We start from the raw sequence: 7,274 nt of genomic DNA, 5'->3' as shown, positions 1-7,274 counted from the left end.
CCTATCTCTATTATACTACTTTACATATGAAAAAGCCGTTAGAAATATAATTCTAACGACTTTGTCTTCAGTCTGAAATCTTCTTACATATTTGTAGGAAGATTTTTGGATTCCAAAAAATTTCGGAAAGACTACACTTTTCCAACAATTTTTGAAATATTAATAGATTTTGAGAATTTTTGTTACTCCGAAACGCTTCTTTGTCAAAACTTGGTCAAAGTGTATTTTTATAAAAACTTTGTATAATTCAGAAAAAAAGTAAATAATTTAGAAAAATTTACTTGGTCAAAATTTGGTCAAAATCCCGCTTTTCATTACTCCATAGATAAGTGACAAACCCTTGATTATAGCTACTTTTGTTATCTATTTTAACTTATTTTAACGTACAATTATCTGTTGGCGGAGTAAATAAAGACTAGGAAACCTTGAGAAATCAAGGTTTTTTTGCACTACAAAAACCGAGGTTTAACCTCGGTTCTTATGTCTATTGAACAAATAATTATAGAAAATAAAGAAACAGATAGCTGTCGTGGAAATTCCTAATCCCAAGTAAAATCCATGTGGAATAAATGTCAAGACGGCCTGTCGTTGACCAGGCTCTACGTCCAGTTTCATAAAACCATTTTGTGCTTTTAATATTGGTACTTTTTTACCATCGATGCTTGCAGTCCATCCCTTATCATAAGGAAGGGTTAGGAGCAGACTAGCAGGATTTTGACTTGAAAATTCTACTTCTACCTTGTTCGACTTTACAGTGGATATAACTTGCTTACTGGCTAGTATTTCCATAGCCTCAGAATATTGGCCAAGGTCTAACCGGAAAAATTGCGGTTTATCAAAGCTAACTTGTTCGTTTTCTGGAAAATGAATAGAGAAGGAAAGTTCAGTATCCTCTAAGAAATAACCAATATTGAAGAAGGAAAAGCTGTTGTCAAGTGTGAACTCATTTGACAGGTTATTGACAGTTATGACAACTCTTTTGACAGAGTCGTTTGAGAAGCTAATATTTGGTAAATTGAGATAGACCTGGCTATTGGATGGAACATTTAGTTTATAAGTAATAGTTGCATCGGTCTGATTGACAGGTTTATTTACAGTTATGCGGCCTCCAAGGTCCACACCATTGAATGATTGAACGTCCTTAATCTGATAAAAATACTTGTAATCCAGTCCTGTCAGTTCATTTACAAAGGCAGATTGATTGTCCAAGGACATATTTGTAAACTTGACATCTTTGTAAACAGAATTGGTCAAAAGTGTTAATCCCTGACTGTAGTTATTCTTATAGAGACTGATACTATCGGTACTCTTCTGAAAATCAAATCCATATTTATTGGGATTTGTGCTTGCCAGATTGTAGGTTATGCCAAAGAGGCTATCCGCAATCAAGGTGTTGTTCTGGTAACGCAGATTTAGATTGGTACCGTCTGAACGGAAACCCAGTTTATCTAAAGTAGAACTAGAAGCGCGATTGCGAATGGATGAAAATTGAGAAATACCATTATAATTGAACTTCATGCTATCATTACCGGTTTGAGGTAATAAGCGTTCCATTCGATAGAAGTATTCATTGTCACTCTTGGTCTCTTTTACAAGATTGTCAATATCTGTCAACTTTTCTTCGTAATTCGACCGACTAGGGAAATGCCACTCATCTGAAATTCCCTGAACCTGGTAATGAGTGTGGAGACCAAGTTCTAATAAGGTAAACAGTAAGAAAGAAAGAGGTATCCACTTGATATCAAACTTGAAATAATGAAGGCTGACAAATAGAACAAGATAGGCAAAGAGAAATTCAAAACTTAGTAAAAAGTTTACAGTGTCCAAGAAATAGTAGTGATTTTTAAAAATATATGTGAGGATAAAACCGGTTGACAGAATTGTAAAGGGAAGGCAAATTTGCCATATTTTAATGTTGGTCAAATAGGTGCTGGTTTCTGCTGCTAGATAAATAATGACAATAGATAGTACCCAGGCGTAGCGGTAGAGAAACATATTTGGCGCGTGCATTCCCTGCCAGAATAGATTGAGTGGTTGTAGATAAAAACTTGCAATGATAAAGGTTACTAGCAGTCCATTTGCTAATTTTGTCTGCCATTTTATTTCTTTGACAGTAAAGTAGAGCAAGGCTAAAATTAGCGGAGTTAGTCCAACAAAAATCATCGGAATAGATCCAAATTTTGTGGTGTCAAAACTTCCAACTAGGCTCTTAGCAAAAAAGTCTAGATACCAGGAGTCCTCAGTTTTTAAGTTGACAATCTTTGTAAATGTCTCTCCGTGAGTATTTAGGTCTAGATAGGTTGGCAGTAACATGACCATAGCAGTCAATGTTGACAGAATTGACACCACTATAAAGTCTATAAATCGAATAATTTTTTTATCGAATTTGGTTAGCTGAGCAAGTGTCCAAATCAATAAAAAGATGGCAGTCATGTAACCAAAGTAGTAGTTTTGAATGAAAAGACAGGCTAGACTGATATAGTAGATAATCCGACCTTTACCAGTCAGCATTCTGTGTAAACTCAGTAAAATAATAGGAATCAGAATAAAAACATCCAGCCAACTGGAAATTTCTAACTGACTAGTTGAGAAACTCATGAGAGCAAGGCTGGTGGAGAGAAGTAAGCTCCATTCAGTTTTGATGTTTTTATAAATGCCTCTCAGGCTAGTATAGGTTGACAAGCCTATCAAGCCAAACTTTACAAGAGTTGACAGATAAATATAGTCTGGCATGGACTGCAAGTCAAAGAAATATACTAAAGGCGATAGAAAAGAGCCCAGGTAGTAAGACGATAGGGCGTAGAAATTCAAGCCTATTCCACTTGTAAAGGTATAAAAGATTGAACTATTACCGTGTAAAGCATTCCGTAAAGTTTGATGAAAGATGACATATTGATGGAACCCATCGCTGGCCAAAATGGTTGTATCACTTCCCAACCAAATACCTTGGGTTGACAAGATAATGACCATTATTGTAAATGGAAGAAGAAAGGCTAACAGATAAAAAATGGACTTATGTTTAAAAATTGATTTCATAAATTTATAAGAAAAGGCGATAAAATCGCCTTTTTTGATTATGCTTTCCAGAGCTCTTGAACTTTTGCCTGTACTTCAGCATTTTCAAGGAACTCATCATATGTCTCATCGATACGGTCAATGACCCCGTTTTTCGAGATGACAACGATGTGGTTGGCAATGGTTTGGATGAACTCATGGTCGTGACTGGCAAAGATAACGGACTCTTTGAAGTCTTTCACGCCATCGTTAAGGCTAGAGATGGATTCCAAGTCCAAGTGGTTGGTCGGGTCATCCAGCAAGAGGACGTTTGACTTGAGCAGCATTAGCTTAGATAGCATGACACGGACTTTTTCTCCCCCTGACAAGACGTTGACAGACTTCTTGACTTCGTCGCCTGAGAAAAGCATACGACCAAGGAATCCACGCAAGAATGTATCGTCGTCTTCACCTTTTTCAGCGAACTGACGGAGCCATTCCAGGATAGATTCGCCAGTTGCGAAGTCTTTTGTATTGTCTTTTGGCAGGTAAGATTGTGAAGTGGTTACACCCCATTTGATGGTTCCTTCATAGTCGATGTCGCCAGCCAGGGCACGCATAAGGGCAGTTGTCTGGATGTCGTTTTGACCGATGATAGCAGCCTTATCACCTGGACGGAGGATAAAGCTGATATTGTCCAAAATCGTCTCTCCATCGATAACAACCTTGAGATTTTCAACTGTCAGTAGGTCGTTACCAATCTCACGCTCGGCCTTGAAGTTGATAAATGGGTACTTACGGCTGGATGGAATAATTTCTTCCAACTCAATTTTATCCAGCATTTTTTTACGAGAGGTTGCCTGTTTGGATTTTGAAGCGTTGGCAGAGAAACGGGCAACGAATTCTTGCAATTCCTTGATTTTTTCTTCAGCCTTAGCATTGCGGTCAGCCTGTAAACGGGCTGCCAATTCAGATGATTGTTTCCAGAAGTCGTAGTTACCGACAAAAATTTTGATTTTACCGAAATCTAAGTCCGCCATGTGGGTACACACTTTGTTGAGGAAGTGGCGATCGTGGGATACGACGATGACGGTATTTTCAAAATCAATCAAGAAATCTTCTAACCAGTTGATAGACTGGATGTCCAGACCGTTGGTTGGCTCGTCCAAGAGAAGCACATCGGGCTTACCAAAGAGAGCCTTGGCCAAAAGCACCTTAACCTTTTCACCGTTGGTTAATTCGCTCATGTTTTGGTAGTGGCGGTCTTCAGCAATGTTCAGGTTTTGGAGCAATTGTGAAGCCTCAGCTTCAGCTTCCCAGCCACCAAGCTCGGCAAATTCGCCCTCCAACTCGGCAGCACGGACACCGTCTTCATCAGAAAAATCTTCCTTCATGTAAATGGCATCTTTCTCTTTCATGATGCTGTAAAGTTGCTCATTTCCCATGATAACCACGTCAATCACGCGCTCATCTTCGTAGTCAAAGTGGTTCTGACGGAGGACGGACAAACGCTCGTCTGGACCGAGTGAAATGTGGCCAGTTGTTGGCTCGATATCTCCTGCTAAAATCTTCAGGAAAGTTGATTTACCGGCACCGTTGGCACCAATCAAACCGTAGGTATTTCCAGCTGTAAACTTGATGTTGACATCGTCGAATAATTTGCGGTCGCTAAAGCGGAGCGACACGTCTGATACTGTAAGCATAGTTTCTCCTATTTTCTGTCTATTAGATTTATTGTACTAGAAAGCAGTCTAAACTTCAATTATTATCATCCTGGGATCAAAATATCTTCGTCATAGGATTTATGATCTTTTTGTAAGCTGAAGCCGCGACCACGAACTTGGCTAGCTGGTAAGATAATAATAAAGGCTGTTTCGTCAATTTGGAGTATATGATTTTCCAATTTTTGTACTTCTGGGATAGAAACAGTTGTCATTAACATGCGTTTTTCAGACCCAGTATAGCCACCAATTACGGGCAATTCTGTTACTCCACGGTCCACTTCGGTCGTGATATAGGATTTGATTTCCTTGTATTTTTGAGAAATAATCAAAAGGTTTCGAGAAGAGTTTGTACCCGTCATCATACGGTTGATCACATAGCTGATGGTCATCAAGGCAAGGATGGAGTACATGACAGTATCAGGATCGAAGGCGATAAAGCCAAGGCCAACGATAATACCATCAATAATAACCATGGTTTGACTGAGTGATAGGGGAGAATACTTATGGATAAATTGGATGAGGATGCCTGTTCCTCCCGTTGATGAATTACCGAGAAAGACAAGTCCGAGACCAAAACCTAGAACAATACCGCCAAAAATTGCAGCAAGTAAAGGATTATCGGTCAAATTTGGCAAACCAGCTGTCAATTTTATGCAGAATGGATAGAGGATGGCACCGTAAACAGTTTTTACAAAGACAGATTTCCCAAGGAAATAGAAACAAATTACCAGGAGAGGAATATTGCAGAATAGTACAAAGGTAGCTGGGTCCCAACCGAATAATGTGTTTAAGGCAATGGCCAGGCCACCAATTCCTCCAGATACAATATTACTTTCCAGAAAAAAACTATTGAAGCCAATAGCCATAATGATGCTACCCGCCGTCACAAATGAAATATCTTTTAACTTGTCTTTCATGATTTCTCCTTTAATACTATATTCTAATATACACGCACGTTCTATTATGCAGAATTTTAAGCCAATCGTCAAGGCTTTCTCAGCTTGACTTTCTTTTAGTTAGCAGTTATAATGATAATCAATCAGAAGAGTAGTAAAGGAACGGTTTTTAGAGAGCTTGTGGTCGGTGTAAACAAGTAATTCTTCTTTATGAATGGGCTGATGGTAAATAGAAATCTGAACAAATAAGGATTTGGCTAGCAGGCCTTATGTGCAAAGAGAAATGAATGGCTTTACTGTTCATAAGCTAAGGTGGTACCGTGTCCTTGACGCCCTTGCACAGACTTGTGCTGGGCTTTTATTTTTGTTGACAATAAGTTTACAGTGTTGTAAATAAGTGTAAAAGGAGAAGTTATGACAAAACCAATTATTTTAACAGGCGATCGACCGACCGGAAAATTACATATTGGTCATTATGTAGGTTCCTTGAAAAATCGTGTGCTCTTACAGAATGCAGGCAATCATGAATTATTTGTATTTTTGGCAGACCAGCAGGCTTTGACAGACCATGCTAAAGAACCGCAGAAGATTATTGAGTCTGTTGGTAACGTAGCCTTGGACTACTTAGCGGCAGGTCTCGATCCAGCTAAGACAACCATTTTCATCCAAAGTCAAATTCCAGAATTGGCTGAATTGACTATGTACTATATGAACCTGGTGTCAGTTGCTCGTCTGGAACGCAATCCGACTGTCAAGACAGAAATTGCCCAGAAGGGCTTTGGTGAAGGCATTCCAGCAGGTTTCTTGGTCTACCCGGTTTCTCAGGCTGCAGATATTACAGCTTTCAAGGCAAACTTTGTACCAGTTGGAACCGATCAAAAGCCCATGATTGAGCAGACCCGTGAGCTGGTTCGTAGTTTTAATCACGCTTATCAGACGGATGTTTTGGTGGAACCAGAAGGGATTTACCCTGAAAACGAGGCTGCAGGTCGTTTGCCGGGGTTGGATGGCAATGCCAAGATGTCTAAATCACTTGGCAATGGGATTTATTTGGCAGATGACATGGACACTTTGAAAAAGAAAGTCATGTCCATGTATACCGACCCGAACCATATCCGTGTCGAGGATCCGGGTCAGATTGAAGGAAATATGGTTTTCCATTATTTGGATGTTTTTGGTCGTGAGGAAGATCAGGCTGAGATTGAGGCCATGAAGGAGCATTACCAGCGCGGTGGTCTGGGAGATGTCAAAACCAAGCGTTATCTTTTAGATATTTTGGAGCGGGAATTAGGTCTAATCCGTGAGCGTCGTCTGGAATTTGCCCAGGATATGGGACAGGTCTATGCCATGTTAGAGGCAGGCAGTCAAAAAGCTCGTCAAGTAGCAGCAACCACTCTGGACCAAGTCAAGGATGCTATGGGAATCAACTATTTTAAATAGGACTAACGAATGAAGAAGTGATGTTGAAAAACGTTGCTTTTTTATTTTAATTTGTGATTTTTTAAAACAAAAACGTTCGTAAATATTTTATATTTTAGGAAAGAATTTTCTGGATTTTTATGTTTAATGATATTAAGACGAATATGTACCTTTGTCAATGATGTGAGACCAAAAAGGTGATTTTGAAGTTATCCATTTGTTAAGCTTTACTAGGAGCTAG

Annotated in this window: 4 protein-coding genes and 1 other annotated feature; of the genes, 1 reads left to right on the top strand and 3 read right to left on the bottom strand. The window is 39.2% G+C overall.

Features of this window, described 5'->3' with window-relative positions; translation table 11 throughout:
* Positions 1 to 465: 465 nt before the first annotated feature.
* From ACHBGV_RS10040 to ACHBGV_RS10030, 3 genes are all read right to left on the bottom strand, one after another.
* Positions 466 to 3,036, bottom strand: a complete 2,571-nt coding sequence (locus tag ACHBGV_RS10040; RefSeq protein ID WP_394736258.1) for a YfhO family protein — start codon at positions 3,034 to 3,036, stop codon at positions 466 to 468.
* Positions 3,037 to 3,074: 38 nt separating this feature from the next.
* On the bottom strand, positions 3,075 to 4,697 hold the full coding sequence (locus ACHBGV_RS10035; RefSeq protein WP_105111336.1) for an ATP-binding cassette domain-containing protein: 1,623 nt from the start codon (positions 4,695 to 4,697) through the stop codon (positions 3,075 to 3,077).
* Between the two features lie 65 nt (positions 4,698 to 4,762).
* Entirely contained in the window at positions 4,763 to 5,635 is an 873-nt protein-coding gene (locus ACHBGV_RS10030) for a YitT family protein (RefSeq protein WP_167786133.1), read from the bottom strand.
* A 108-nt stretch (positions 5,636 to 5,743) separates the two neighbouring features.
* Positions 5,744 to 5,954: a binding site (T-box leader), on the top strand.
* Positions 5,955 to 6,028: 74 nt separating this feature from the next.
* Here ACHBGV_RS10030 and trpS point away from each other — a divergent pair.
* Positions 6,029 to 7,054 carry a tryptophan--tRNA ligase gene (gene trpS, locus ACHBGV_RS10025; RefSeq protein ID WP_105138557.1) on the top strand — a complete coding sequence of 342 codons (1,026 nt, stop codon included), beginning with the start codon at positions 6,029 to 6,031 and terminating at the stop codon, positions 7,052 to 7,054.
* Positions 7,055 to 7,274: the final 220 nt, after the last annotated feature.

It is taken from the genome of Streptococcus sp. A34 (assembly GCF_043674115.1).
GTDB lineage: Bacteria > Bacillota > Bacilli > Lactobacillales > Streptococcaceae > Streptococcus > Streptococcus suis_V.
This window is presented reverse-complemented; position numbering and strand designations above follow the sequence as displayed.

Coding starts and splice junctions, on each gene's coding strand:
- ACHBGV_RS10040 (WP_394736258.1), bottom strand. CDS start 3,036: ATGAAATCAATTTTTAAACATAAGTCCATTTTTTATCTGTTAGCCTTT.
- ACHBGV_RS10035 (WP_105111336.1), bottom strand. CDS start 4,697: ATGCTTACAGTATCAGACGTGTCGCTCCGCTTTAGCGACCGCAAATTA.
- ACHBGV_RS10030 (WP_167786133.1), bottom strand. CDS start 5,635: ATGAAAGACAAGTTAAAAGATATTTCATTTGTGACGGCGGGTAGCATC.
- trpS (WP_105138557.1), top strand. CDS start 6,029: ATGACAAAACCAATTATTTTAACAGGCGATCGACCGACCGGAAAATTA.